Source organism: Tardiphaga sp. GW821-FHT12E02 (assembly GCF_058807155.1).
Genome location: NZ_JBXAQK010000001.1, coordinates 5,318,388 through 5,343,073 on the forward strand (window position 1 = coordinate 5,318,388; position 24,686 = coordinate 5,343,073).

Sequence of the window (24,686 nt, forward strand, 5' to 3'; positions counted from 1 at the left end):
CGATGGCCTATGTGAGACATCACGCATTGGCAAGGAAACAAAAAGCCTGCGTGCCATTCACCACGATATGAAAGGGACTTCGATGAGCGTTAAGGGTAAGGACAAGCCCGCTGCGAATTTTCAGTGGGACGATGCGTTCCTGCTCGATGGGCAGCTCACCGAAGATGAGCGCATGATCCGCGACACCGCGCGCGCTTATGCCCAGGACAAGCTGCTGCCGCGCGTCACCGACGCCTATCTCAACGAGCACACCGACCGCGAGATCTTCAACGAGATGGGCGAGCTCGGCCTGATCGGCGTGACGCTGCCCGAGGAATATGGCTGCGCCAATGCCAGCTATGTCGCCTATGGCCTCGTCAATCGCGAGATCGAGCGCATCGACAGCGGCTATCGCTCGATGAACTCGGTGCAGTCATCGCTGGTGATGTATCCGATCTATGCCTATGGCAGCGAAGAGCAGCGCAAGAAGTATCTGCCCAAGCTCGCCACCGGCGAGTGGGTCGGCTGTTTCGGCCTCACCGAACCCGATGCCGGTTCCGATCCCGGCGGCATGAAGACCCGCGCCGAGAAAGTGTCGGACGGCTACAAGCTCACCGGCTCGAAGATGTGGATCTCGAATGCGCCGATCGCCGACGTGTTCGTGGTGTGGGCGAAGTCCGCCGCCCATGACAACCAGATCCGCGGCTTCGTGCTCGAAAAGGGCATGAAGGGACTGTCGGCACCGAAGATCGGCGGCAAGCTGTCGCTGCGTGCCTCCATCACCGGCGAAATCGTCATGGATAACGTGATCGTGCCGGAAGAGAACCTGCTGCCCAACGTGTCGGGCCTCAAGGGTCCGTTCGGCTGCCTCAACCGCGCCCGCTATGGCATTTCGTGGGGCGTGCTCGGCGCTGCCGAAGACTGTATGTCCCGCGCCCGCCAGTACACGCTGGACCGCAAGCAGTTCAACCGTCCGCTCGCCGCCACCCAGCTGGTGCAGAAGAAGCTCGCCGACATGCTGACCGAAATCTCGCTCGGCCTGCAGGGCTCGCTCCGCGTCGGCCGCCTGATGGACGAAGGCAATTTCCACCCGGACATGATCTCGGTGGTGAAGCGCAACAATTGCGGCAAGGCCCTCGACATCGCCCGCGTCGCCCGCGACATGCATGGCGGCAACGGCATCCAGATCGAATATCAGGTGATGCGCCATGCGCAGAACCTGGAAACCGTGAACACCTATGAGGGCACGCATGACGTCCATGCGCTGATCCTCGGCCGTGCCATCACGGGGATCCAGGCGTTCGGTTAAGCGCCTGTATTTGGAATGCGAAATGCCCGGCTTAGGCCGGGCATTTTTGTTTTGTGCTCATGCGGATGACGTCCCTCGCCGGAGCGCAGCGAATGGGGAGGATCCGCCGCCAAGCGGGGGTCTCTCCCCACGTGGCGTCGGAGTCTGGGGAAGCACCCCGCCCGTCACTCGCCATAACGAAGCTTCGCTTCGTCAGGCTCGTGCCACCCTCCCCGCTGCGCGGCTTCGCCGCTTGGGAGAGGGAAAGAGATCAATCCCAATCGGGTGCGAAGGCGGGCTTCACCAGACGCTGATCCTTTGGCAATCCAGCAATCACCTTGCGATCCTCGTCATCCAGCGTGACCTTCCACGCATCGAGATTGGCCTGCTGGCTCTCCTTGCGCGATGCTTTCGGGATCGCCGCGACACCATCCTGATCGAGCAGCCATTTCAGGGCGACCTGCGCAGCGCTCACGCCGTGCTTCGATGCAATCTGCTTCATCGCGTCATTGTCGGCGAGACGGCCCTGCCCCAGCGGACAATAGGCCACCAGCGGGATCGACTTCGCGCGCAGATAGGTCAGCAGTTTCGTCTGGTCCAGCAGCGCGTGATATTCGACCTGATTGCAGGCGACGGGCGCACCGATCTCCTCCACCGCCTGCTTCATCAGCGCCACCGGGAAATTGGCGACGCCGAGTGCGCGAATGCGGCCCTCGTCCTTGAATTTCAGCAGCGTCTCGAAAATCGCCGGCAGGTTCATGCCTTTCGACGGCCAATGCACGAGATAGAGGTCGATGACGTCGAGGCCGAGCTTGGTCTGGCTGGCATCGAAGGCACGCTTGATGGCGTCCGGTGCGAGATTCTCGTGCCAGACCTTGGTCGTGACATGCAGCTCGCCACGCGGCAGGCCGGCGGCCTTGATGCCGGCGCCAACCTCGGCCTCGTTGCCGTACATTTCGGCGGTGTCGATATGGCGGTAACCGAGCTTGATCGCGCTTTCGACGCCGGCAATACAGGCGTCGCCGGTGAGCTTGAAGGTGCCGAGGCCGAGCTTCGGCACGGTGATGCCCTGGGTTTCGATCGATTGCATGAGATCTCCTGAATCTTGTTACGGAACATGACCAGATCCGGAGACCGGTCTGCACTTTCCGGGGTCATGCTCTGGGGCAGCCCGCCACAGGACGGCGCCTGCGCGATCTGATACGCTGCCCGCACATCAACAGGAACTCACATCCCGGGGAGATGTTCAAGGTGGAGAAAGCGCTTCGTGCATGGCTGGATTCGCACGGCCTGCTTGCCATTACGCTGACCGTTGGCGGCATTATCGTGACGCTGGCGGTCGCGCTGGTCCTCGGGGGATTCTGGCTGGCGCGATGACATGAGACGCGGATGTAGGATGGGTTGAGCGTTAGCGATACCCATCACCACATGCGCCCAGCCTGATGGGTATCGCTTACGCTCAACCCATCCTACGGCTTCGGCGACTAGTATCCCCTTGCCCGATCCACCGTATCTTTCGGCTTCAAGCCTGCCTGTACCGCCTCCGCCGTCGCGCGGATCGTACCGCCGACAGCAGCCATGGTGACGTCGCAGGCGTCGTGCGGCGTCAGCAGCACCTTCGGATGGCTCCAGAACGGGCTGTCCTTCGGCAGTGGCTCGATCGGGAAGACGTCGATGGACGCGCCGGACAACTGACCACTGTCGAGGGCCGCGAAAATGTCCTGCTCGACCATATGGGCGCCGCGGCCCACATGGATCAGATAGGCGCCGCGCCGCAGCTTGCCAAAAAGCGAGGCATTGAGCAGGCCGCGGGTCTCGGATGTCAGCGGCAGCAGGTTGATCAGCACCTCGGTGTCGTCGAGCATCCGGTCGAGGCCGTCGCCGCCATGGAATCCAGCGATGCCTGCGGAGGTCACCTTTGGGGTGCGGCTCCAGACCTTCACGGGAAAACCCAGCATCGACAGATCCGACGCCACGCGCGCGCCGATGGCACCGTAACCGAGGATGCCGACCGGCACCTCGCGCGCGGCGCGCTGTGGCAGGCGCTTCCAGACCTTGTCGCGCTGCTGCTGGCGATACACACCCATCCGGCGCTGATGATAGATCGCGTTCCAGATCACGAAGCCCGACATCATCTCGGCCTGGGCCGGTTCGATCACCCGCACGATATCGATATCATCGCGCATGCTCGGGCAATGCAGCAGACTATCGGCGCCCGCCGCGATCGAGCACGCAGCCTTGATGTTCGGATAATGCGTGAAGGCGTCCGCGTGCGGGAACCAGCCCACCGCCATCTCCACGTCAGCCGCATCGCTGCCATCGAGATGATCGACGAAACTCACGACGCCATCCAGCCGCGCGATCTCAGGCGCGAGATAATCGCGCAGGTCGATGGTGGTGCTGAGAAGGACGCAGCGCGTCGTCTTGTTCGGCATCGGGGATCAGGCGGCCTGTGATGGCGAGCTCTGGCCGGGAACGGCGCTGAGGAGCTCGCGGGTATAGGGATGTTCGGGCGATGCAAACAGCTGCGCGGTCGGCTTCAGCTCGACGATCTCGCCACGCTGCATCACCGCGATGCGATCGCAGATCTGGGCGGCGACGCGCAAGTCATGGGTGATGAACAGCATCGAGAGGCCAAGGCGGGCCTTGAGGTCCTCCAGCAGCTTCAGCACCTGTGCCTGCACCGACACGTCGAGGGCGGAGACGGCTTCGTCGGCGACGATGATTTCCGGGTCCATCGCAAGCGCACGGGCGATGCCGAGGCGCTGGCGCTGGCCGCCGGAGAATTCATGCGGATAGCGATCGAGCGAGCCGGCATCGAGACCGACCATGCCGAGCAATTCGCGCGCGCGCGCCATCGCGACCTTCGGATCGGTGCCGTGGGAGATCGGACCATCGGTGATGATCTGACCGACCTTGCGGCGGGGATTGAGCGAGGCGAACGGATCCTGGAAGATCATCTGGATGCGATGGCGCTGCTGACGCAGCGCCTTGCCCTTGAGCGCGGTGAGATCGACATCGCCGATCCGGACAGTACCACGATCGGCTTCGATCAGACGCATGACGAGACGGGCGACCGAGGACTTGCCGGAGCCGGACTCGCCGACGAGACCGACGGTCTCGCCCTTGAGGATCGAGAAAGTCACCTCGTTGGCAGCCTGCACACGGCGATCCGGCTTGAACCAGCCTTGCGGCGTCACATAGGTCTTGTCGAGGCCGATGACATCGACGGCCTTGTTGGCTTCGTCGAGCGGCACACGCGCGGGCGGATCCATCGACGGCACGGCGGCGAGCAGCGCCTTGGTGTAATCGTGCTGCGGATTCTTGAACACCGCATCGATCGACCCTTCTTCCACGATCTTGCCGTGCCGGAGCACGACGACGCGATCGGCGATATCGGCGACGACGCCGAAATCATGGGTGATGAACATCACAGCCATATTGCGGCTGCGCTGCAGGTTGCGGATCAGCTTGAGGATCTGCGCCTGGGTGGTGACGTCGAGCGCAGTGGTCGGCTCGTCGGCGACCAGCACCGATGGCTCAAGTGCCAGCGCCATGGCGATCATGGCGCGCTGGCGCTGGCCGCCGGAGAGCTGATGCGGATAGGCGCGGATGATGCGCTCGGGATCGGGCAGACCGACTTCCTTCGCCAGATTGAGCGCCTTGGCGCGGCGCTCCTTCGGCGTCAGCAGATTGTGCGCCTCGAACATCTCCATCATCTGGTCGCCGATGCGCATCAACGGATTGAGCGCAGTCATCGGCTCCTGGAACACCATGGCGATGTCGCGGCCGCGGACCTCGCGCCAGCCGTCTTCGCTGAGCTTCAGAAGGTTCTTGCCGTTGAAGGCGATTTCACCGGCCTCGGTCTTGACCGTATCGGGCAGCAGACCCATCAGCGCATGCGCGCACATGGACTTGCCCGAGCCGGACTCACCGACCAGACAGACGATCTCGCCGGGGATGAGATCGATAGACACGCCCTCAACGGCATAGGAGCGCTCACCGCTCTTCGGGAGTGCGATCTTGAGGTTCTTGATGGCAATGGCGGGCGCTTTGGACATCAGCGGCTATCCTTTGCCAGGCGCGGATTGAGCGCGTCGTTGAGGCCTTCGCCGATCAGGTTCATGGCGAGCACCGAGAGCAGAATGGCAATGCCGGGGAATACGGTGATCCACCAGGCCTGGCGGATCACCGTGCGACCGGCGCCGACCATGTAGCCCCAGGACATCAGATTGGGATCGCCGAGGCCAAGGAAGGACAGCGAGGATTCCAACAGGATCGCATTTGCGACCATGAGCGAGGCGAGCACAATGATGGGCGAGATCGTGTTGGGCAGGATCTCGCGCCAGATGATCCAGCCATTGCTCTGGCCGGTGACGACCGCGGCCTGCACATATTCGCGCGTGCGCAGCGACAGCACCTCGCCGCGGACGAGACGCGCCACCGGCGGCCACGACACGATGGCGATGGCGCCGACGATGGAATAGATCGAGGGCTGCAAGATCGCGACCAGCACGATGGCCAGCGCGAAGCTTGGAATGGTCTGGAAGAATTCGGTGCCGCGCATCATCGCGTCATCGACCTTGCCGCCGAAATAGCCGGCGATGGCGCCGACCGGCACGCCGATGGTCAGCGCCACCGTGGTGGAGACGAGACCGACCAGCAGCGACACCCGCGCGCCATAGATCAGGCCGGCGAACACGTCTCGGCCGAGCGCATCGGTGCCGAGCGTCACCATCGGATTGGTGAAGGGCGGCAGGAACGGCCGCTGCACCATGCGCCATGGCGAGGTGGGGAACATCATCGGGCCGAACACGGCGATGATGACGGCGACGGTCAAGAGGATCAGACCGATGACGCCGCCGGGATTGCGCAGCATCAATTTCCAGAACTTCTTCATTTGGCAAACTCGATGCGCGGATCGACCAGACGATAAACGAGGTCGGTGACGAGGTTGAAGATCAGCACCATGGCCGAGCAGACCGTGAAGACGCCGAGCAAGAGGTTGTAATCGCGTTGCAGCAGCGCCTCATACAGCAGACGGCCGATGCCGGGCCATGCGAACACCGTCTCGGTGAGCACGGCGCCGCCCACCAGCGTGCCGGAATGCACGCCGGCCAGCGTCACCACCGGCAGCAGCGCGTTGCGCAGCACGTGGCGGCGCTGGATGATGTTGTCGGCGAGGCCCTTCGCACGCGCCGTCTTGACGAAGTCGAGACGCTTCACCTCGAGCATCGAGGCGCGCGTCATGCGCGTATAGGTGGCCATGAAGAACAGGCCGATGGTCATCGCCGGCATGATCAGATGCAGGCCAACATCTTTCACATGCGCCCATCCGGTGTAATTGGCGCCGATGGTCTCGTAGCCGAAACTGGGCAGCCAGCCGAGATAGACGGAGAACAGCAGGATCGACATCAGCGCGACCCAGAAGATGGGCGTCGCATAGAACAGCAGTGCCGAGACAGTGATGGCGGTATCCGCCCATGTCCCCGCAAATCTTGTGGCCAGCGTGCCGAAAGTGATGCCGAGCGCCAGCGAGATGGCAAAGGCCGTCAGCGTCAGCAGCAGCGTCGCCGGCAGGCGCTCGGCGATCAGCTTCGACACCGGCATCTGCTGGCGGAACGAGAAGCCGAGATCGAGCTGAACGACGCCCTTGACGTAAGTGAAGAGCTGCTCGGGCAGCGGCTTGTCGAGCGAGAATTTTTCACGGAGCTGCTGGACGAACATCGGATCAGACGCGCCGGCCTCGCCGGCCATCACCGAGGCGGGATCGCCCGGCGCGAGGCGGATCAAAAAGAAATTCATCACGACGATCGCAAGCAGGACGAACACGCCCTTCACGATCCTCTGGGAAACGAATGACAGCATCGGCGATCCACCGCAGTCGGAGATAGAGCAAAAGAAAACCCGTGACGATCGTGTCGATCGTCACGGGCATTGAGCGGCGTTACTTACTTGTCGATCCAGGCGTCGCGGAAGCCGTCATTGACGCCGATACCGGTGGTGATCAGGTTCTTGACCTTGCAGTTCATGATGGTCGGGAACTGCAATTCGAGCAGCCACGCCACCGGAACGTCTTCGACCAGGATCTTCTGCACCTTGTCGTAGATCTCCTTGCGCTTCGAATCCGGCGTCGCAACGGCGCCGTCCGCGAACAGCTTGTCGACCTCGGGGTTCGAATAGCCTTCGAGATTGTTGAAGAGCTGGCCCTTCACGATCTGGCTCGAGACATAGTTACGACCGACGCCGAGGGCCGGATCACCGTACTGATAGAGATAGGTGAAGGAGATATCGAAATCCCATTCGCTGTTCTTCTGGTTCGAGCCCGGCACGTCGGTTGCAATCGTCTCGATATTGAAGCCGACATCGACAAGGTTCTGCTTCACAGCTTCACCCCAGCGCGACCATGTCTCGCCATAGGGCAGCGGCATGATGCGGATCTTCTCGCCCTTGTAACCGGCTTCCTTCAGCAGCGCCTTGGCCTTGGCCGGGTCATAGGGATATTTCGGCACGTCATCGGTGTAGAATTTGATGGTCGAGGCCGACGGGCCGGTCGCTACCTTGCCAAGGCCGTTCCAGATCACGTCCTTGGCGAATTCGCGGTCCACCGCGAACATGATGGCCTGACGGACCTTCTTGTTGGCGAGGATCGGGTTGCGGTTGTTCAGCCACATCCAGGCCAGCGGCGAGAAGAACTCCCAGCCTTCGCCAGTGACGCAGGTGTTCGGCAGCTTGCTGACGCGCGGCACGTCGAAGTTCTCGATCGAACCGCCGGGCAGCACATCGACCTTGCCGGTCTCATAGGCCACCGAGCGCGCAGCGGCGTCCGGAATGACCTGCCAGTAGATGCCGTCGATATAGGGCTTGCCCTTGACGTGGTAGTTCGGGTTCTTCACCAGCTGGATGAAAGAGCCCTTCTTCCACTCCTTGAGCATGAACGGACCGGTACCGATCGGCGTGTTGTTGGCCGGATTGGTCTTGACGTCGGTGCCTTCATAGATGTGCTTCGGGATCATCGGCATCGAGCCGACTTCGAAGATGCCGATGAAGGGACCGAACGGCTGCTTCAGCGTGAAGACGACGGTGTAATCGTCCGGGGCCTCGACCTTGTCGAGCTGGACGAGATTGCCGCGCGCGCGGGCGTGGGTCACCTTCAGCGTCTCGATGGAGAACAGCACGTCGGCCGAGGTGAACGGCTTGCCATCGTGCCAGGTGACGCCCTGCTTGAGCTTGAAGGTATAGGTCTTGGCATCCGGGCTGATGGTCCAGCTCTCGGCAAGACCTGGCTGCGGCTCCAACGTCTTCGAATAGCGCAGCAAGCCCTCATAGATATTGCCCGACACCATCTGGGTCGGACCGTTCTGAACCAGTGCGAGCATGAGGCCCGGCGGTTCAGGCTGAATCACGGCATTGATGGTGCCGCCGAGCTTCGGCTCCTGCGCCAAAGCGAATGTGCTCACACTGCTGAGCGCGAGAGCCAATACCAATTTTTTCAACATATCTTTCCCCTCAGTGCCGAACGGCACGTAACCCGGAACAGTTGACGACGTATGATGCAAATCGGATCAATTCTTGTAATCGGGATCGGTGCGATCGAGCATGCGCTTGAACGCATCCCATTCGCTGTCCGGCTTTCCTTCCGCATGCACCTTCGTATAGCCGCGGTCATACTGGCCAGCGGTGTGCGAGGCAATGGCATGCGACGGACGAATGACTTCGGCACCGGTTGAAAGAATCGCCAGCTGCGCGCGGCAGGAGCGCTCCATATTGAACATCAGCTTGAACGCCTCGCCGACCGAGCGGCCGCAGGTGAGCAGGCCGTGATTGCGCAGGATCAGGACCATCTTGTCGCCGAGATCGGCAACGAGGCGCTCGCGCTCGGAGAGATCCAGCGCGATGCCTTCGAAGTCATGATAGGCGATGCGATCCGTGAACTGCATCGACCACTGGTTCAGCGGCTGCAGACCATCCTTCAGACACGACACGGCAACACCGGCAACAGTGTGCGTGTGCAGAACGCAATTCGCATCATGACGCGCCATATGCACGGCGCTGTGGATGGTGAATCCGGCCGGGTTGATGCCGAGGCCAAGCGGATCGTCGATCACCTTGCCGTCGGTATCGACGGTGACGAGATTACCGGCGGTCACTTCCTCGAAGCGCATGCCATAGGGATTGATGAGGAAGCGATCCTGCGTGCCAGGGACGCGAACGGAGATATGCGTGTAGATGCTGTCGTCGAGGCCATGACGATGGATCAAACGATAGGCAGCGGCGAGATCGACACGGACCTGCTTGGCGGCATCGAGGTTCGGCGTCAGATTGGCGTGCATATTCACAGGCGTACTTCCCGGTTTTTACGATGCCGAAAGCAACCACAAACGCATGGCAGGCGGCAAGATTAAACTGTCGACAATCGACGCTTAATTCTTGTACACGGCATGAAACGGGTTTTTTCCCCTATGCGTTTGATGTCCCCCCCTGTTGGTTTGACGGCTCTCGCCGATACCGATCTCGTCGGTCAGGTGGCGCGCGTTCTGACTCAGGCCGTGGTTAACGGGCAGCTCGCACCCGGTGCGAAGGTCGTCGAGGCCGGTATCGCGCGCGAACTTGGCATCAGCCGCGCGCCGGTGCGCGAAGCCGCCCGGTTGCTCGAGCAGCAGGGGCTGCTGGTCTCGCATCCGCGCCGCGGCTTCTTCGTCCGCAAGCTCGAGGCGGGCGATATCGACGAGATCTACGATCTGCGGATTTGCGTCGAGTGTCACGCGGCTGTCCTTGCGGCAAAGAACCTCACCCCCGCCAATCGCGACGCACTGCGTCGACAGATCGATGTGCTGCACAAAACAGCAGAACTCGAAGATCACGCCCGGCAGGTCGAAGAGGATTATCGCTTCCATCGCATGATCGTCGAAATGGCAGGCAGCCAGCGCCTGTTGAAGGTCTTCGACGACCTGTCGTCCGAATTGCGCATGGTGATCGGCCTGATCGGCCGGCTGTATGATGATCCGCATCGCATCGCGCAGACGCATGAAGCATTGCTCGATGTGCTCGAACAGGGCGATCCCGACATCATCGCCGCGCGCTTCGATTATCACATCGGTGCTGCCTGGCGCGAAGTCGGCAAGCTCGTCCGCGAAATTCCAACATCAACCAACGGAGTCGCCACGTGAAGGCAGTTTATTCCGACAAGCACAGCGCACACGATCCGCAATTCTATCTCGTGCGTGGCCAGATCCGCAAAACGACGGAGCAGCCGGAGCGCGCGGTGCGCCTGCTCAAAGGCCTCAATGACGGCAAGCACACGATCGTGGCGCCGACGGAATTCGGACAAGGACCTCGCGCGCGGGTGCATTCGCCGGAATATCTGCGCTTCCTCGAAACCGCCTGGGACGAATGGATCAAGCTGCCGGACTACGGCACCGAGATGATCCCGAACATCCATCCGAACCGCGTGCCGGGCAGCTATCCCAGCCATATCGTCGGCAAGCTCGGCTGGCATACAGTCGATACGTCGGCACCGATCGGCCCTGGCACCTGGGCCGGCGCCTGCGTCTCCACCGATACGGCTGTGACGGCAGCACAGATGGTGATGGATGGCGAAGACGCCGTCTATGCGCTGTGCCGCCCGCCCGGCCATCACGCCTATCGCGATCTCGCCGGCGGCTTCTGCTTCATGAACAATTCGGCGATTGCCGCCGAGCATCTGCGCACCAAGCATGAGCGTGTCGCCATTCTTGATGTGGACGTGCATCACGGCAACGGCACCCAGGGCATCTTCTATTCGCGTCCGGATGTGCTGACAGTCTCGATCCATGCTGACCCGACCGGCTATTACCCCTTCGTGTGGGGCTATGCGGATGAGAAGGGCGAAGGCAACGGCCTTGGCACCAATCTCAATATCCCGCTTGCCATCGGCACCGGCGACGACGGCTTTGTCGACGCGCTTGCGCTGGCCGAGAAGACGATCAAGTCGTTTGCGCCCACTGCGCTTGTCCTGGCGCTTGGCCTCGATGCCTCCGAGCACGATCCGCTCGCGGCGCTGAAGGTCACCACGCCGGGCTTCAACCGCATCGGCCAGGCCGTTGCGCGCTTCGGCCTGCCCACCGTCATCGTTCAGGAAGGCGGATACCTGTCCGACATCCTGGGCGCCAATCTCACCTCCACGCTCGCTGGCTTTGAGCAAGCGCGCTGAACATCTTTCGTAGGATGGGTTGAGCGTCTTCGCGAAAACCCATCATCCCACGCGCGAAGGCGATGGGTTTTCGCTTCGCTCAACCCATCCTACGACCCTGTCTCCAACACCCAAGAAAAATCGAAGGACCAAACTCGAATGGCAACCAATGCAGAAATCTTCGCCCGCCGCGAAGCCGCCGTGCCCCGCGGAATCGGCCACTCCACCCCGATTTCCGCTCAGCGCGCGCTGAACGCGGAAGTCTGGGACGTCGAAGGCAAGCGCTATGTGGATTTCGCGGGCGGCATCGCCGTGCTGAACACCGGCCACTGCCATCCGCACATCATGGCCGCCGTCAGGGCGCAGATGGAAAACTTCACGCACACCTGCTTCCAGGTGCTGCTGTATGAATCCTATGTCACTCTCGCCGAGCGCCTCAACAAGCTCGCGCCGATCGACGGCGACACCAAGACCGCCTTCTTCACCACCGGCGCCGAAGCCACCGAGAACGCCATCAAGATGGCGCGCGCGGCCACCGGCCGTGCCGGTGTGATCGCCTTCACCGGCGGCTTCCATGGCCGCACCCACATGACCATGACCATGACCGGCAAGGTGTTCCCCTACAAGAAGGGCTTTGGCGCGTCGATGCCGGAAGTCTGGCACGTGCCCTTCCCGGCCGCGCCGCTCGACGTCACGGTTGAAGAATCGCTGAAGTATCTCAACTTCCTGTTCAAGGCCGATATCGATCCGGCGCGCGTTGCGGCGATCATCATCGAGCCCGTGCAGGGCGAAGGCGGCTTCCACCAGGCGCCGCCGGAGCTGATGCGTGCGCTGCGCAAGATCTGCGACGAGAACGGCATCGTCTTCATCGCCGACGAAGTGCAGACCGGCTATGGCCGCACCGGCAAGATGTTCGCGATGGAACATTACGACGTGAAGCCGGACCTGATCACCGTGGCCAAGAGCCTGGCCGGCGGTTTCCCGCTGTCGGGCGTGATCGGCAAGGCGAAGATCATGGATGCTGCCGATCCGGGCGGCCTCGGCGGCACCTATGCCGGCAACCCGCTGGCGATCGCCGCGGCGATGGCTGTGCTTGACGTGTTCGAGAAGGAGAAGCTGGTCGACCGCGCCAATCATGTCGGCGAGCGCATCACCACGCGCCTGAAGAAGATGCAACAGCGCAACGACCTGGTGCCGATTGAAAGCATCCGCAATGTCGGCGCGATGATCGCCTTCGACATCGTCAAGGAGCGTGGCTCGGACACGCCGGACGCGGAGCAGACCAAGAAGGTGACCCAGAAGGCCACCGAAGAAGGCCTGATCCTGCTCTCCTGCGGCGTCAACTTCAACACCATCCGCGTGCTGGTGCCGTTGACCGCCCAGGACGAGATCCTGGACGAAGGCATGGAAAAACTCGAGCGCGCGCTGACGGCTTGATCTTTTTCACCTCTCCCCGGTGGGGAGAGGTGACACACCGACCCAGCAAATTTTCAAGAAGGACACACCCATGGCTCTCGATCCCGCTCTCCGCGACAAGATCATCGCCGCCATCGACAAGGGCTTTGATGCCCAGGTCAAGTTCACCCAGGATATGGTTCGCCACGCCTCGACCCGTGGCAACGAACACACCATGCAGGACTTCATGTTCCGCGCCATGCGCGAGCGTGGCTACAAGATGGAACGCTTCGAGATGGACCGCGCCGCGCTCGGCCATCATCCCGGCGCCGGCGCCTGGGACGAGCTGCATTCGACCGCGCCGATCGTGGTCGGCACGCATTACCCGCGCGAGGAAAAAGGCCGCTCGCTGATCATGCAGGGCCATGTGGACGTGGTGCCGGAAGGCCCGCTCGATATGTGGAGCACCCCGCCTTACGATCCCGTCATCCAGGGCGACTGGATGCAGGGCCGCGGCGCCGGCGACATGAAGGCCGGCTGCGCCTCCAACATCTTCGCGCTCGACGCGCTGAAGAGCCTCGGCCTGCAGCCGGCGGCAACCGTCTATCTGCAGTCGGTGGTGGAAGAGGAATCCACCGGCGACGGCGCGCTGATGACGCATCTGCGCGGCTACAAGGCCGATGCCGTCGTCGTCTCCGAGCCGTCGCACGAGACCATCACCCGCGCCAATATCGGCGTGGTCTGGTTCCAGGTGGAAGTGCGCGGCGTTCCAGTGCATGTGCAGCGCATGGGCACCGGTGCCAATGCCATCGACGGCGCCTATCGCGTGGTCGGCGAGCTGCGCAAGCTGGAAGCCGAGTGGAATGCCACCAAGAGCGAGCATGAGCACTTCAAGAACATCGAGAAGCCGGTCAACCTGAACATCGGCAAGATCGCCGGCGGCGACTGGGCCTCGTCGGTCCCGGCCTGGTGCAAGATCGACTTCCGCATCTCGCTGCTGCCCGGCAAGACCGCGGAAGCTGCGAAGAAGGAGATCGTCGACCGCGTCGCCGCCTTCTCGCGCCAGGACTCGTTCCTGTCGAACATCCCGCCGACCGTGACCTTCAACGGCTTCCAGGCCGAAGGCTACGAGCTGAAGCCGGGTTCGGATGCCGAAGCCACGCTGGCCGCGGCGCATGAAGCGGTGTTTGGCCAGAAGCCGAAGCCGGAGATCTCGCTCGCCTATCTCGACAGCCGCGTCTATGCGCTGTTCGACAAGATCCCGACGCTGAACTACGGCTGCATCTCGCGCGGCGTCCACGGCTTCGACGAAGGCGTCAACCTGCCCTCGCTGAAGAAGACGACGACCGCGCTGGCGCTGTTCATCGCGGAATGGTGCGGCGTGGAAGAGATCAAGGCCTGATCCCCCTTTCCTGCAACCTGAACAAAGCAAAACGGCGACGCAGTGCGTCGCCGTTTTCATATGCGCGCGAGAGCTGGCTCACCGCTGCCAGTTACAGATGCCGCCGGTTCGGCACGGCCATGTCTGGATCCGCGTATCCGCCGCATTGGCGTCGAGCGGATTGCTGCGCGGGCGTGCGACGCGGGTACGTGCGGGCGGCTGTGGGCGCGCCGCGACATTGCGTTGTGGCTTCGCCACCGGCACGGCCTTCTGTGCCGCAGGCCTGTCGGCCGCCGCGTCGATCTCGTTCTTGGCATCGGCACGCGCCGTTATCGGGTAAACCTCGAACTGCGCGCCGGGCCCGAGCGGCTTCGGCGACAGCAATGCCTTCGACAGATCGAGGGTCAGGAATTCACTGGCCTTGTATGTCGTCGCGGCAGGTTCGGCCTGCGCAACCGCAGGTGCCGCCAGCAATGCAATGCCGACCATGCCCGAAATCAAATATCTGAACGTCATCTACGCCTCCCGAGGCCACGTTCCGGCTTCTGGAAATGACAATGTTTCCAATCTATGGACGAATAACCGGGAATCCACCCCGGCTGTTCCCCGGAAAGAGCTGCAAGACAGGCATTTCTGCCGGTAAGCCTAACTTTCCCCGCCGCAACCGCCGATTGATCCACAGCAATGCGGGACCGCCCGATCAGAACGACCCTGCAGACAACATTGGTCAACTGCAGGAGATCGCGATGACGCCCGCCCAACCCTATCCCGTGGTCAGCTATCTGATCGATCAGCTTGGCGACTGGCTCAAGCAGCGTCGCCAGCTGAACGAACTCAACGAGCTCGATCGCGGCGAATACCGGCGCATGGCTCATGAACTCGGCCTGACGCCGAGCGACCTCGACGCTCTGGTCCGCCGCGGCGTCGATGGCGCATCAGAACTTCCGCAGATGCTGCGGGCGCTCGGCTTCGATGAGGCGGCGATCAACAAGATTGCACCGCCGCAAATGATGGAGATGCGCCATGCCTGCGCCGGCTGCGCCCACAAGCATGCCTGCCACGTCGATCTCGCGGCCAAGACCGCAGCCGCGAACTATGAAGATTACTGCGCCAATGCCAACGAAATCACGCTGATGCGTACAAAGCGGGATCACGCAGCAAATTATTCTCCGACTCTGGCGGAATTGTTCAAAAAGCCGGCCTAGTAAGCCTAATCGGTTAGGTTAAGATTTGAACTAAGTTGCAGCGAACACAGCGTAATATACCGTCGATCCTGTGTCGTGCAGCGCGGATGTGGAAGTCGCTTTCCCCTCCACGAATTTCAATGCCCGGCACGGGACCGCCGTTTTTACCTGCGTCGGCGGTCCCACCCCTTGGGGCTTTTTCAAACAAACATTCAAACACCGTTCGCATGGACTGGAAGTGCGGACATGCTGCACATGCTTGCAAGTCGCTTCGCATGGATCGCTTGATCGAAATGCACCACGCGATCATCGCGTTGCAACAGAAGCTGCGAGCACAACGCATCGCGATTTAACGCTCAGCAATGTGTAGCTCACGCAATCATCCTTGACTTGCGTATAAAGCAATTGGCAGTCTGCTCTCATACAAAAAGCATCGGGCAATGACCCAGATGCAAGTCTAGGGAGAGATACCATGAGCTCATTTCTGAGGCCGCTTGCGGCTGCCAGTATGATCGTTGCTGGCGCCCTTGCTTCAACAGCGCCAGTGATGGCGCAACAGCCGATCAAGATCGGCCTTCCCACATCGATCCAGTTGCAAGTCGGCCGTGACACCCAGAACGCGGCGAAGATGGCGATCGAGGAGATCAACGCCAAGGGCGGACTGCTCGGTCGCAAGCTGGAAATCGTCGTTGCCGACGAGACCGAAAATCCCGAACAGGGCATCGCCGCGATCAAGAAGCTGACGGCCGATGAGAAAGTGGATGTGCTGATCGGCGGCTATACGTCGGGCGTGACGCTCGCACAGCTGCCGCATATCGTAAACGCCAAGACGATCTATCTCGGCGTCGGTGCGGCCTCCCCCGCCATCACCGCCAAGGTGAAGACGGATTACGAGAACTACAAATATATCTTCCGCGTCTCGCCGATCCATGCCGGCCATCAGGCCCGCGCGCTGGTGGACTTCATCAATGGCAAGCTCAAGGGCGAGATGGGCTTGAAGAAGGTTGCCATCGTCGGCGAGAATGCCAAATGGGTGCAGGATCTCGTTCCGATCCTGAAGAAGGGCGCCGTCGAAGGCGGCACCGAGGTGCCACTGTCGGAATTCTTCGACACGTCGACTTCAGACTTCTCGCCGCTCTTCGCCAAGGTGAAGAATTCCGGCGCGCAATATCTGATCGTCATCCTGTCGCATGCGTCGAGCGATATCTTCGTCAAGCAGTGGCATGACGCCCAGGTGCCGATCCCGATCGGCGGCATCGACGTCAAGAGCCAGGATGCGGACTTCTTCACCCGCGTGAGCGGCAAAGCTCTCGCCGAGACCGTGGGCCTGTTCGCCACCCGCGCCGAGCTGACGCCAAAGACCATTCCGTTCTGGGATGAGTTCGTGAAACGCTTTGGCACCGCCCCGGTCTATACCGGCGTTGGCACCTATGATGCGGTTCACGTCTATGCCGAAGCGGTGAAGCGCGCCAATTCGGTGGAGCCGGCGGCCGTCATCAAGGAACTGGAAAAGACCGACTATGTCGGCATCGCCGGCAAGATCCAGTTCGACGAAGTGCATGACGTGAAACAGGGGCCAGGCCTGCAGAACCTGCTATTCGCGCAGTGGCAGAAGGACGGCGCCCGCGTCGTCGTCTGGCCGAAGGACTCCGCAAAGGGCCCGATGATCCCGCCGCCGTGGATGAGCAACTGAGGTCAGCGCCTCACACGCTGGTTGTCATCCCCGCGCATGCGGGGATCCAGTAGACACTGCCGCTTCGGATTGAACCGCAGCACCTCCGTTTACTGGATCACCCGCTTTCGCGGGTGATGACAAGCGGCGAAGCTTCCACCGTCCTGCCCTCCACCAGCGGAATGTCATGCTCCAGATCCTGATCTACGGCGCCGTGTCGAGCGCTATCTATGCCATGCTGGCCGTCGGCTTCACGCTGATCTTCGGTGTTGCCCGCATCCTCAATCTCGCCCATGGCTCGTTTTATGCGCTCGGCGCCTATTCGGCTTATGTCTTCACCTCGCTGCTCGGCTTCCCGCTGCTGATTGCAGCGCCGCTCGCCGTGCTGCTGGTGGCAGGCTTCGGCGTCATGATGGAGCGCTTCCTGGTGCGCCCGCTGCGCTCGTCGCAACTCGCGGTGCTGATGATTACGCTCGCCGTGTCGCTCGCCGTCGAACAGGCGCTGTTCATCACCTTCGGCTCCGAATATCGCAACGTGCCCTCTTTTGTCGCCGACAAGCTGACCATCGGCGGCGTCGATATCGGCGGCCAGCGCCTGCTGGCGCTCGTAATGGGCGTGCTGGTCCTGCTGCTGCTGTGGCTGTTCATCCAGCGCACGCGCCTCGGCGCTGCGATCCTTGCGGTGTCGCAGGATCCGGAAGCCGCGCAGTATATGGGCATTCCGACCAACCGCATCTTCTCCATCGTAATGGCGATCTCGGCCGGCACAGCGGCGCTGGCAGGCATCCTGGTCTCGCCCTTTCTCACCGTGCAGCCGACCATGGGCCTGCTGCCGATGGTGAAAGCCTTTGCCATCGTCATCGTCGGCGGCCTCGGCTCCATCCCCGGCAGCATCATCGCTTCGCTGATCCTCGGCTATTCCGAGACCATCGTCGCCTATCTCATCTCCACCTCATGGACGGAGCTGGTGTCGCTCGTCGCCGTCGTGATCACGCTGATGATCCGCCCGGCAGGCATCCTCGGGCGGCGGGCGGCATTCTGACATGAAACGCATCGCCCCCATCGACATCATCGGCGGCCTCGTCGTCATAGGCATCCTCGCTGCCATCCCGGCCGTCACCGGCAGCAACTATCTCACCGGCGTCCTGACCGTGTGTGTGGTCTACGGCATCTGGGCCGCGAGCTGGGACTTCATGTCCGGCCTGACCGGCCGCGAGAATTTCGGCCACTCGCTGTTCATCGGCGCCGGCGCCTACACGGCCGGCTTCCTGTCATCGCTCTGGGCGGCAAATCCCTGGTACAGTCTGCCGCTGGGTGTGGTGGTCGCGGTCGCCTTCGCCGTCCTGGTCGGCTTCCCGACGTTGCGACTGCGCGGGCCCTATTTCGCGCTCGCGATGCTGTCGACCTCGGCGATCCTGCAGCGCCTCTGCCTGATTTTCTGGGAATATACCGGCGGCGAGGAAGGCATCTATGGCCTCGACCCGCTGATGAAATCACCGCTGCATTACTACTGGTTCGCACTCGGCATCCTGGTCGTCACCGTGATTGTGCTGACCTTGCTGGCGCAATCGCATTGGGGGCTGCTGCTGCGCGCCATCCGCGGCGATGAGGCCACCTGTCAGGCCGCCGGCATCAATGTCACTTTCTACAAGATCGTGTCGCTGATGATCTCCGCCGGCTTTGCGGGCCTCGGCGGCGCGCTTTACGCGCATTATCAGCTGCAGGTGTCGCCGCCGCTATTCTCCGTCGTCGTCTCCATTACCGTCATCATCATGGTCTATGTCGGCGGCATCGGCTCGATCTACGGTGCTGCCGTGGCTGCGATCCTGCTGACGCTGCTCACCGAGATGCTGCGCGGCTTCGGTGAATACCGGCTGTGGATCTACACGCTGACGCTGATGCTGATCCTGTTCTTCCTGCCCAATGGTTTGATCGCGCCGCTCTGGCGCCGGATGACGGAGCGCCTGCGATGAGCGATCTCCTCGAAGTCAACGGCGTGACAAAACGCTTCGGCGGGCTCACCGCCGTGAAGAATGCCAGTTTCACCCTCAAGAAGGGCGACTTCACCGGCATTCTCGGACCCAACGGCGCCGGCAAGACCACACTGTTCAACATCCTCACCGGCTTCATGCAGCCGACCACGGGCACCATTCACTTCAATGGCGAGCTGGTGCGTGAGCTCGCGCCATACAAGGTGGTCAATCGCGGCATGGCCCGCACCTTCCAGCTGACGCGGCCATTCATCGGCATGAACCTGCTTGAAAACGTGCTGGTGGCCTGCATGTCGCCCCGCGCGAGCCAGGATAAAGACAAGGAGGAGCGCGCGCGTCACTTGCTTGCCCAGGTCGGCCTCGGCGGTCGCGACAAGGAGCCGGTGGAGACGTTGCCTTATGGCGACCTCCGCCGCCTCGAAATCGCGCGTGCGCTGGCCACGCGGCCTGATCTCCTCCTGCTCGATGAGCCCTTCGCTGGCCTCGGCAGCAGCGAGATCGAACAGTTGGCGCAACTGATCCGTCGGCTCCATCGCGAGGAGAACCTGACCATTCTTCTGATCGAACACAAGCTGCGCGAATTCATGGCACTGGTCTCGCGCGTCATCGCGATGAACTTCGGCGAGATCATCGCCGTCGGGCCGCCCGAGGAGATCGTGAAGAACGAGAAAGTCATCGAGGCCTATATCGGCAAGACGGAGGACGCCCATGCCTCTGCTTGAAGTCAAAGACCTCAAGGTCAGCTATGGCAAGGCGCTGGCGATCGAATCTGTCTCCATCAGGGTCGAGAAAGGCGAGTTGGTCGGCGTGCTCGGCCCCAATGGCGCCGGCAAGACGACGTTGCTGAAGGCGATCTCACGCTCGATCGCAGCGCAAGGTACGCTGAATTTCAAGGATGCCTCGCTGCATTCCATCGAACCCTACAATGTCGTCGCCAAAGGCATCTGCCATTGTCCGGAGGGGCGAAAGCTGTTTTCCGAACTGTCGGTGCTGAAGAATCTTCAGCTCGGCGCTTATCTGCGGAAGAACAAGGGCGAAATCGATTCCGATCTCGAACGCGTGTTCACGCTCTTTCCAGTGCTGCGCGAGCGGCAGTGGCAGCAGTCCAGCACACTGTCCGGCGGCGAACAGCAGATGGTCGCAATCGGGCGTGCGTTGATGGGACGGCCGGAGTTGCTCTTGCTGGATGAACCCTCCGTCGGCATTGCACCGCGATTGAAGGGATTGATCTTCGATTCGATCACGCAAATCAGGAAAGACGGAACGGCGATCCTGATCGTCGAGCAGGATGCGACTTCGACGCTGCGGATTGCCGATCGCGTTTACGTGCTGGAGCATGGCCGCACCGTGCGTGAGGGCACCGCGCAGGAAATCGCGGGCGATAAATATATTCAGCAGATTTATCTGGGGGTGTAGTTTCTGCCTTCTCCCCGCTTGCGGGGAGAAGGTGGCCCGGCGTAGCGCAGCGAAGCCGGGTCGGATGAGGGGGACTCTCCGCGGTGACGGAGTTTGTGGAGAGTCCCCCTCACCCGCCTCCCACATGCTTCGCATGTGAAAGGCGACCTCTCCCCGCAAGCGGGGAGAGGTTAGAAATCACTGCTTCCGCGTATACAGATGGAACCCGCCATAAATCCCCGAGCGATCCTGCGCGAGTCCCTGAGCGCTGCGTTCGGGATCGCGCTGCCAAGTCTGGCGCAGCGGGGCGTGGATCTCTTCTTCCAGCGGCGATTCGGCGCCGGCGGTGCGGAAGATCACCCGGATGCCGTCATTGCCGGCGCGATCGATGGCGTCCCACAGCGCCCGGATTTCATCGGGCGCCATCCAGTCCTGCGAATCCAGCAGCACCACGGCGTCGATCGCGCGCGCCGGCAGGCTCTCGATGAACAGACGCAGATTCGCATGCACCGGCGTCACCAAAGCAGCACGGCTCGACGTATCGGCATAACGGCTCTGCTGCAGATAAGGGGGCAGGCAGGTGTCGCCGGGGCCAACATAGCTGCGACTCAAGGCCTGCCAGGCGAAGTAGTTGTTGGCATTCGGATGCACGTCGATCAGCGCCATGGTGCGCTGATACAGCACCTCGTTGAGCGGCTGGTCGCCGGCCAGCAGCGTGCGCTGTTGAGGCGGGATGCCGAGGCTGAACACCAGCGCCGGCGTGCGCGTCAGCAGCTTGGCGAACCAGGAGTGATAGACGCTGTGCAGCTTCTCCAGCGCCTGTTTGCGCGCGGGCGAGCCGGCCTCGCATTTCAGCAACGCATCGAGATCAACGCCTGTGACTTTCGCAATCATGTGGCCGAAGCCGATGAAGCGGCCGAGCGCACCATGGCGATAGAAGCCGTCGGTGAAATAGCCATAACGCGGGCGGCCGATACCAAAGAAGGTGCGCTCATCCCAATAGCCGCGTGCTTCTTCATCGAGATAAGGGCGCAGGCGCTCGCGATAGAGCTGGGCATTCGCCTTCGAATGACCTTCGCCAAAGAACGTCCAGAAGTCCTGATAGTTCGGCAGCGCGCGCAGGCCGGCAAGCTTCAGCTTCAGCAGCGACAGATGCGCCTCGTTGAGATCCACCGCATAGACATGCGCCGGTTTCGCCGCGAGATAGGACAGCGCATTGCAGCCGCCGCTGGAGATGGTGACGATCGAAGAACCGGGCTTCAGCTGAAGCGCAGCCATATCGGCTTCCGGATCTTCCCAGATCTGCGTATAGACGAGCCGTCGGAACCAGAAGGCGAAGAGAGAATCCCACACCGTTGCTTCGTCGCGGGAGCGGCTGTTGCGAACGGCGTCGGCGATCAGTTGGGTGTTCATAGCGGTCCTTTTGACGGCCCCAAATCGACAATCTGAAATTTTTATCAACCGCAGACTGCAGTTTTGCGACAGACCTTCTCCGAACCAGCCCTCTCGCATGACAAATCCACTGTCACATCGTCGTCGTCTTCGCCTGACAAGGGTGCGATTCAATCCGACATCCGACGAGGTGCATCGTGACGATTGTCTCCGAAGCCGAAACCACTCCTGCGACCTGGCCGAGCGACGCCACCCATCGCATGAACCGGATGTATCGCTGGCAGCGCTTCATCTATGATGCCACGCGCCGCTATTACCTGCTCGGCCGTGATCAGCTGATCCTGGACCTTAAACCGGCGGCAGGCGCACAGGTGCTGGAAATCGGCTGCGGTACCGGCCGCAATCTTATCCAGGCCGCGCGCCACTATCCGGCGGCGCAGTTCACGGGCATCGATGTCTCGACGGAGATGCTGACCACGGCGCTCGGCTCGATCAAGCGTCACGGCCTGGACGGACGGATTCGCGTTGCTCATGGCGATGCGACCGATTTCGATCCGATCAAGATTTTTGGCGTCGCGCCGGATCACATCGTGATTTCATACGCACTCTCCATGATCCCGGATTGGCAGGGCGTGCTCAATGAAGCGGTGATGCGGCTGAAACCGGGTGGCCGGCTGCATATCGTCGATTTCGGCAATCAGGAGCGCCTGCCCGCCAGCGCACGCCGCGTGTTGCAGCACTGGCTATCGCTGTTCGACGTGACTCCGCGGAGCGATCTGCAGAATGCGCTCGTCACGCTCGCCGAGCGTCATCAGGCCCAGCTCGACTTCAAGCGACCGTTTCGTGGTTATGCGCAATCGGCCGTGCTGAAGCTGAAGAAATAGAGGAAGCGTAGGGCGGATGAGCCGAAGGCGTCATCCGCCGGCCGAATTCATGGAGGAAACGCCGCGGCGGATGACGCTGCGCTCATCCGCCCTACGGCCGAGCTCTTATGCCAGCTTCTTCTGCTTCACCACATTCCGATACGCCTCCACTCCGCCGAACAGCGCGAGGGAGAGGATGAACGGGATCAGGTGATAGAACAGGCGGAACAGCAGCAGCACCGCGAGCAACTGCTCCGTATGCTCACCGCCAAGCCCGATCAGGATCGTCGCATCGAATACGCCGATGCCCGCAGGCGCGTGGCTGGCGAAGCCCAGCAATGTCGCGGCGATGAACACCACGATCACCTGCTCGATACCCACATTCATCGTCTCCGGAATCAACACATACATCGACAGCGCCGCAGCTCCGAGATCGACAAGGCCGATACCGATCTGCAGGAACACATTACGGCCGCTCGGAACCGGAACCGACCACTGGCCACCGCCGATGCTACGGGTACCGTTCCAGGTCCAGAATACATAGCCGACGATGCCAAGCAGGATCGCGATGGCAATGGCACGGTTCACCTCGGGTGCGAGTTGGTCGATCTTGCTGATGGCATCCGGCGCATGGATCGTGCTCAGCGCCAAGGCGGTGAGATTGCCGAGCCAGAACGTCAGCCCGGTGAGGAAGCAGATGCGCGCGACACCGCCGGGGCCGATCCCATACGGTGCATAGATACGATAGCGCACCGCAGACGAGACCAGCAGGACGGCGCCGGTTCCGTGAGAGATTGGATAGCTGGTGAAATTGGCGAGTGCAGCGATGCGATAAGGCAGATCCCCTCGCCCGATCATTTTTAGCGCCAGCCAGTCATAGAGCGTCAGGCTGCCATAGGAGATCGCAACAAAGGTCAGCGACAACGCGATGGCCATGGGTTCCACCATGCTCATCGCAGCGAGTACCTTGTCCGTATCGACACCCTTGAGCGCCTTGCTCAGCGCCAGGAACGCAATAACCGCAATCGCAAGGCTCACGGCGATGCCAAGCAAGCGCAAAGTGAGGCGATGGCGCATCACCGTGATGATATTTCGTAATACGGGTGGCACGCCGCTCCGCTTTTCTCTAGAGATGGGCGAGACGTGATTCGCGCCCGCAGTAAGCGCGCTTATGTGACACGTCCATATGACAGCCGCGCTAAACGAGCGCGAGGGCGTCAGACAACAAATAAACCAGTGAGCTCCAAATTCAGCCGCAAGGTTGTCGCAAGGGATTCATGCGAACGCCGTAAGCGGCCAACGCCAGTTCACTCACGCAAATATTACGAAGCAGAAGACCATGTTAACCGAGACCGATTTTCAACTCAGTGCCAATCAATGGGAGCTATTGCGCGCCCTCCGCCCCGGTGCACCCGCAATCCGGCTGAACCGCTATATCCTCGATCAATTGATCGCCCTCGACCTGGTGTCGCTGGTCGACGACGTACCCGCCTTGACCACAACCGGACGTACCGTCGTGCTGCGTGGTTGCCCGAAATTGTGGGATCTGGCCGCCTGACCGCCAAAGCCGCTTGGCTAGGCCTTATCTGGAGCCGATAGGTTGTCGTTTTGCGCGACCGGTTCGCCGTCAGTCCAGGAGGGGTCGATGCTCAAAATGGCCATGCCGATCAGGCTGGCCGTGGTCGCCGCCTCAAGCAGGTCTGCCTCCGCCTTGGCTGCCATCAGACGATTTAGCAGCAATCGTCTCGTCTGGTCCGGCGGCAGTTCCGCCATGGCAATCTCCCATCGACCTCGCGTCGCGCGGCTGATTGCGATCATGGTGCGGACTACGGCAGCAAGCGTCACCCATTTGGGTGATGGCTCATCTCGTGCAGTTAGGTCAGATAGCTTTATCAGCGAGTTACATCGCTGAGACATCAAGAAACTTGGCCCCGGATTCTCACCGTTCCCGGGGTTATTTTTTTGTGATGACACG

General features: G+C 61.7%; 25 protein-coding genes. 14 read left to right on the forward strand and 11 right to left on the reverse strand.

The features are described from left to right. Positions 1–82 precede the first annotated feature (82 nt). Positions 83–1,288, forward strand: a complete 1,206-nt coding sequence (locus AC1RQ5_RS24980) for an acyl-CoA dehydrogenase (RefSeq protein WP_398483310.1) — start codon at positions 83–85, stop codon at positions 1,286–1,288. Between the two features lie 250 nt (positions 1,289–1,538). Here the strand turns inward: AC1RQ5_RS24980 and AC1RQ5_RS24985 are convergent, their stop codons facing one another. Continuing rightward, entirely contained in the window at positions 1,539–2,357 is an 819-nt protein-coding gene (locus AC1RQ5_RS24985) for an aldo/keto reductase (protein ID WP_493202573.1), read from the reverse strand. A 161-nt stretch (positions 2,358–2,518) separates the two neighbouring features. On the opposite strand from AC1RQ5_RS24985, the gene AC1RQ5_RS24990 reads away from it, so the two are divergent. Next, on the forward strand, positions 2,519–2,644 hold the full coding sequence (locus AC1RQ5_RS24990) for a hypothetical protein (protein WP_398483314.1): 126 nt from the start codon (positions 2,519–2,521) through the stop codon (positions 2,642–2,644). Positions 2,645–2,751: 107 nt separating this feature from the next. Here the strand turns inward: AC1RQ5_RS24990 and AC1RQ5_RS24995 are convergent, their stop codons facing one another. The 6 genes from AC1RQ5_RS24995 to AC1RQ5_RS25020 all read right to left on the reverse strand — a co-directional run bounded on the left by AC1RQ5_RS24995 (position 2,752) and on the right by AC1RQ5_RS25020 (position 9,600). Further along, positions 2,752–3,702 carry a 2-hydroxyacid dehydrogenase gene (locus AC1RQ5_RS24995; protein ID WP_493202574.1) on the reverse strand — a complete coding sequence of 317 codons (951 nt, stop codon included), beginning with the start codon at positions 3,700–3,702 and terminating at the stop codon, positions 2,752–2,754. 6 nt (positions 3,703–3,708) lie between these two features. Further along, positions 3,709–5,328, reverse strand: coding sequence for an ABC transporter ATP-binding protein (locus AC1RQ5_RS25000; protein WP_493202576.1), 1,620 nt, complete (start codon positions 5,326–5,328; stop codon positions 3,709–3,711). Continuing rightward, positions 5,328–6,167: an ABC transporter permease gene (locus AC1RQ5_RS25005; RefSeq protein WP_398483320.1), complete on the reverse strand. Its 840-nt coding sequence runs from the start codon at positions 6,165–6,167 to the stop codon at positions 5,328–5,330. The genes AC1RQ5_RS25000 and AC1RQ5_RS25005 overlap by 1 nt, the downstream gene beginning before the upstream one ends. After that, positions 6,164–7,135 (reverse strand): ABC transporter permease, encoded by a 972-nt coding sequence (locus AC1RQ5_RS25010; protein ID WP_493202578.1) that lies wholly within the window; start codon positions 7,133–7,135, stop codon positions 6,164–6,166. Before AC1RQ5_RS25010 ends, AC1RQ5_RS25005 begins: the two co-directional genes overlap by 4 nt. Before the next feature lie 83 nt (positions 7,136–7,218). Then, positions 7,219–8,766: an ABC transporter substrate-binding protein gene (locus tag AC1RQ5_RS25015; protein ID WP_398483324.1), complete on the reverse strand. Its 1,548-nt coding sequence runs from the start codon at positions 8,764–8,766 to the stop codon at positions 7,219–7,221. Between the two features lie 66 nt (positions 8,767–8,832). Beyond that, a complete protein-coding gene (locus tag AC1RQ5_RS25020; protein WP_493203558.1) occupies positions 8,833–9,600 on the reverse strand; it encodes a class II aldolase/adducin family protein in 768 nt (255 codons plus the stop codon). 138 nt (positions 9,601–9,738) lie between these two features. Between AC1RQ5_RS25020 and AC1RQ5_RS25025 the strand changes: the two genes are divergently transcribed. The 4 genes from AC1RQ5_RS25025 (at position 9,739) to AC1RQ5_RS25040 (ending at position 14,235) form a co-directional block, all read left to right on the forward strand. Beyond that, on the forward strand, positions 9,739–10,437 hold the full coding sequence (locus AC1RQ5_RS25025; RefSeq protein WP_398483326.1) for a GntR family transcriptional regulator: 699 nt from the start codon (positions 9,739–9,741) through the stop codon (positions 10,435–10,437). After that, positions 10,434–11,459, forward strand: a complete 1,026-nt coding sequence (locus tag AC1RQ5_RS25030; protein WP_398483328.1) for a histone deacetylase family protein — start codon at positions 10,434–10,436, stop codon at positions 11,457–11,459. The genes AC1RQ5_RS25025 and AC1RQ5_RS25030 overlap by 4 nt, the downstream gene beginning before the upstream one ends. Positions 11,460–11,597: 138 nt before the next feature. Further along, positions 11,598–12,875, forward strand: a complete 1,278-nt coding sequence (gene gabT, locus AC1RQ5_RS25035) for a 4-aminobutyrate--2-oxoglutarate transaminase (protein ID WP_493202580.1) — start codon at positions 11,598–11,600, stop codon at positions 12,873–12,875. A 70-nt stretch (positions 12,876–12,945) separates the two neighbouring features. Next, positions 12,946–14,235 carry an ArgE/DapE family deacylase gene (locus AC1RQ5_RS25040; protein WP_493202582.1) on the forward strand — a complete coding sequence of 430 codons (1,290 nt, stop codon included), beginning with the start codon at positions 12,946–12,948 and terminating at the stop codon, positions 14,233–14,235. 78 nt (positions 14,236–14,313) lie between these two features. Here the strand turns inward: AC1RQ5_RS25040 and AC1RQ5_RS25045 are convergent, their stop codons facing one another. Then, positions 14,314–14,730, reverse strand: coding sequence for a hypothetical protein (locus AC1RQ5_RS25045; protein ID WP_493202583.1), 417 nt, complete (start codon positions 14,728–14,730; stop codon positions 14,314–14,316). A 230-nt stretch (positions 14,731–14,960) separates the two neighbouring features. Between AC1RQ5_RS25045 and AC1RQ5_RS25050 the strand changes: the two genes are divergently transcribed. The 6 genes from AC1RQ5_RS25050 to AC1RQ5_RS25075 all read left to right on the forward strand — a co-directional run bounded on the left by AC1RQ5_RS25050 (position 14,961) and on the right by AC1RQ5_RS25075 (position 20,477). After that, on the forward strand, positions 14,961–15,419 hold the full coding sequence (locus AC1RQ5_RS25050; protein ID WP_493202585.1) for a DUF6455 family protein: 459 nt from the start codon (positions 14,961–14,963) through the stop codon (positions 15,417–15,419). Positions 15,420–15,870: 451 nt separating this feature from the next. Further along, positions 15,871–17,091 carry an ABC transporter substrate-binding protein gene (locus tag AC1RQ5_RS25055; protein WP_398484649.1) on the forward strand — a complete coding sequence of 407 codons (1,221 nt, stop codon included), beginning with the start codon at positions 15,871–15,873 and terminating at the stop codon, positions 17,089–17,091. A 166-nt stretch (positions 17,092–17,257) separates the two neighbouring features. Continuing rightward, positions 17,258–18,112 carry a branched-chain amino acid ABC transporter permease gene (locus AC1RQ5_RS25060; protein WP_398484647.1) on the forward strand — a complete coding sequence of 285 codons (855 nt, stop codon included), beginning with the start codon at positions 17,258–17,260 and terminating at the stop codon, positions 18,110–18,112. A 1-nt stretch (position 18,113) separates the two neighbouring features. Then, on the forward strand, positions 18,114–19,043 hold the full coding sequence (locus tag AC1RQ5_RS25065; RefSeq protein WP_493202587.1) for a branched-chain amino acid ABC transporter permease: 930 nt from the start codon (positions 18,114–18,116) through the stop codon (positions 19,041–19,043). Beyond that, positions 19,040–19,783 carry an ABC transporter ATP-binding protein gene (locus AC1RQ5_RS25070; protein WP_398484643.1) on the forward strand — a complete coding sequence of 248 codons (744 nt, stop codon included), beginning with the start codon at positions 19,040–19,042 and terminating at the stop codon, positions 19,781–19,783. Before AC1RQ5_RS25065 ends, AC1RQ5_RS25070 begins: the two co-directional genes overlap by 4 nt. Continuing rightward, positions 19,770–20,477, forward strand: coding sequence for an ABC transporter ATP-binding protein (locus tag AC1RQ5_RS25075; RefSeq protein WP_398484640.1), 708 nt, complete (start codon positions 19,770–19,772; stop codon positions 20,475–20,477). Before AC1RQ5_RS25070 ends, AC1RQ5_RS25075 begins: the two co-directional genes overlap by 14 nt. A 177-nt stretch (positions 20,478–20,654) precedes the next feature. Here the strand turns inward: AC1RQ5_RS25075 and AC1RQ5_RS25080 are convergent, their stop codons facing one another. Beyond that, positions 20,655–21,869 (reverse strand): BtaA family protein, encoded by a 1,215-nt coding sequence (locus tag AC1RQ5_RS25080; RefSeq protein ID WP_493202589.1) that lies wholly within the window; start codon positions 21,867–21,869, stop codon positions 20,655–20,657. Between the two features lie 173 nt (positions 21,870–22,042). Here AC1RQ5_RS25080 and AC1RQ5_RS25085 point away from each other — a divergent pair, with 173 nt between their 5' ends. After that, a complete protein-coding gene (locus tag AC1RQ5_RS25085; RefSeq protein WP_493203560.1) occupies positions 22,043–22,732 on the forward strand; it encodes a class I SAM-dependent methyltransferase in 690 nt (229 codons plus the stop codon). 105 nt (positions 22,733–22,837) lie between these two features. Here the strand turns inward: AC1RQ5_RS25085 and AC1RQ5_RS25090 are convergent, their stop codons facing one another. Beyond that, positions 22,838–23,821 carry a putative bifunctional lysylphosphatidylglycerol flippase/synthetase gene (locus AC1RQ5_RS25090; protein WP_493202591.1) on the reverse strand — a complete coding sequence of 328 codons (984 nt, stop codon included), beginning with the start codon at positions 23,819–23,821 and terminating at the stop codon, positions 22,838–22,840. Between the two features lie 229 nt (positions 23,822–24,050). On the opposite strand from AC1RQ5_RS25090, the gene AC1RQ5_RS25095 reads away from it, so the two are divergent. Next, positions 24,051–24,269, forward strand: a complete 219-nt coding sequence (locus AC1RQ5_RS25095; protein ID WP_493202592.1) for a hypothetical protein — start codon at positions 24,051–24,053, stop codon at positions 24,267–24,269. Positions 24,270–24,286: 17 nt separating this feature from the next. Here the strand turns inward: AC1RQ5_RS25095 and AC1RQ5_RS25100 are convergent, their stop codons facing one another. Next, a complete protein-coding gene (locus AC1RQ5_RS25100) occupies positions 24,287–24,484 on the reverse strand; it encodes a hypothetical protein (RefSeq protein WP_493202593.1) in 198 nt (65 codons plus the stop codon). Positions 24,485–24,686: the final 202 nt, after the last annotated feature.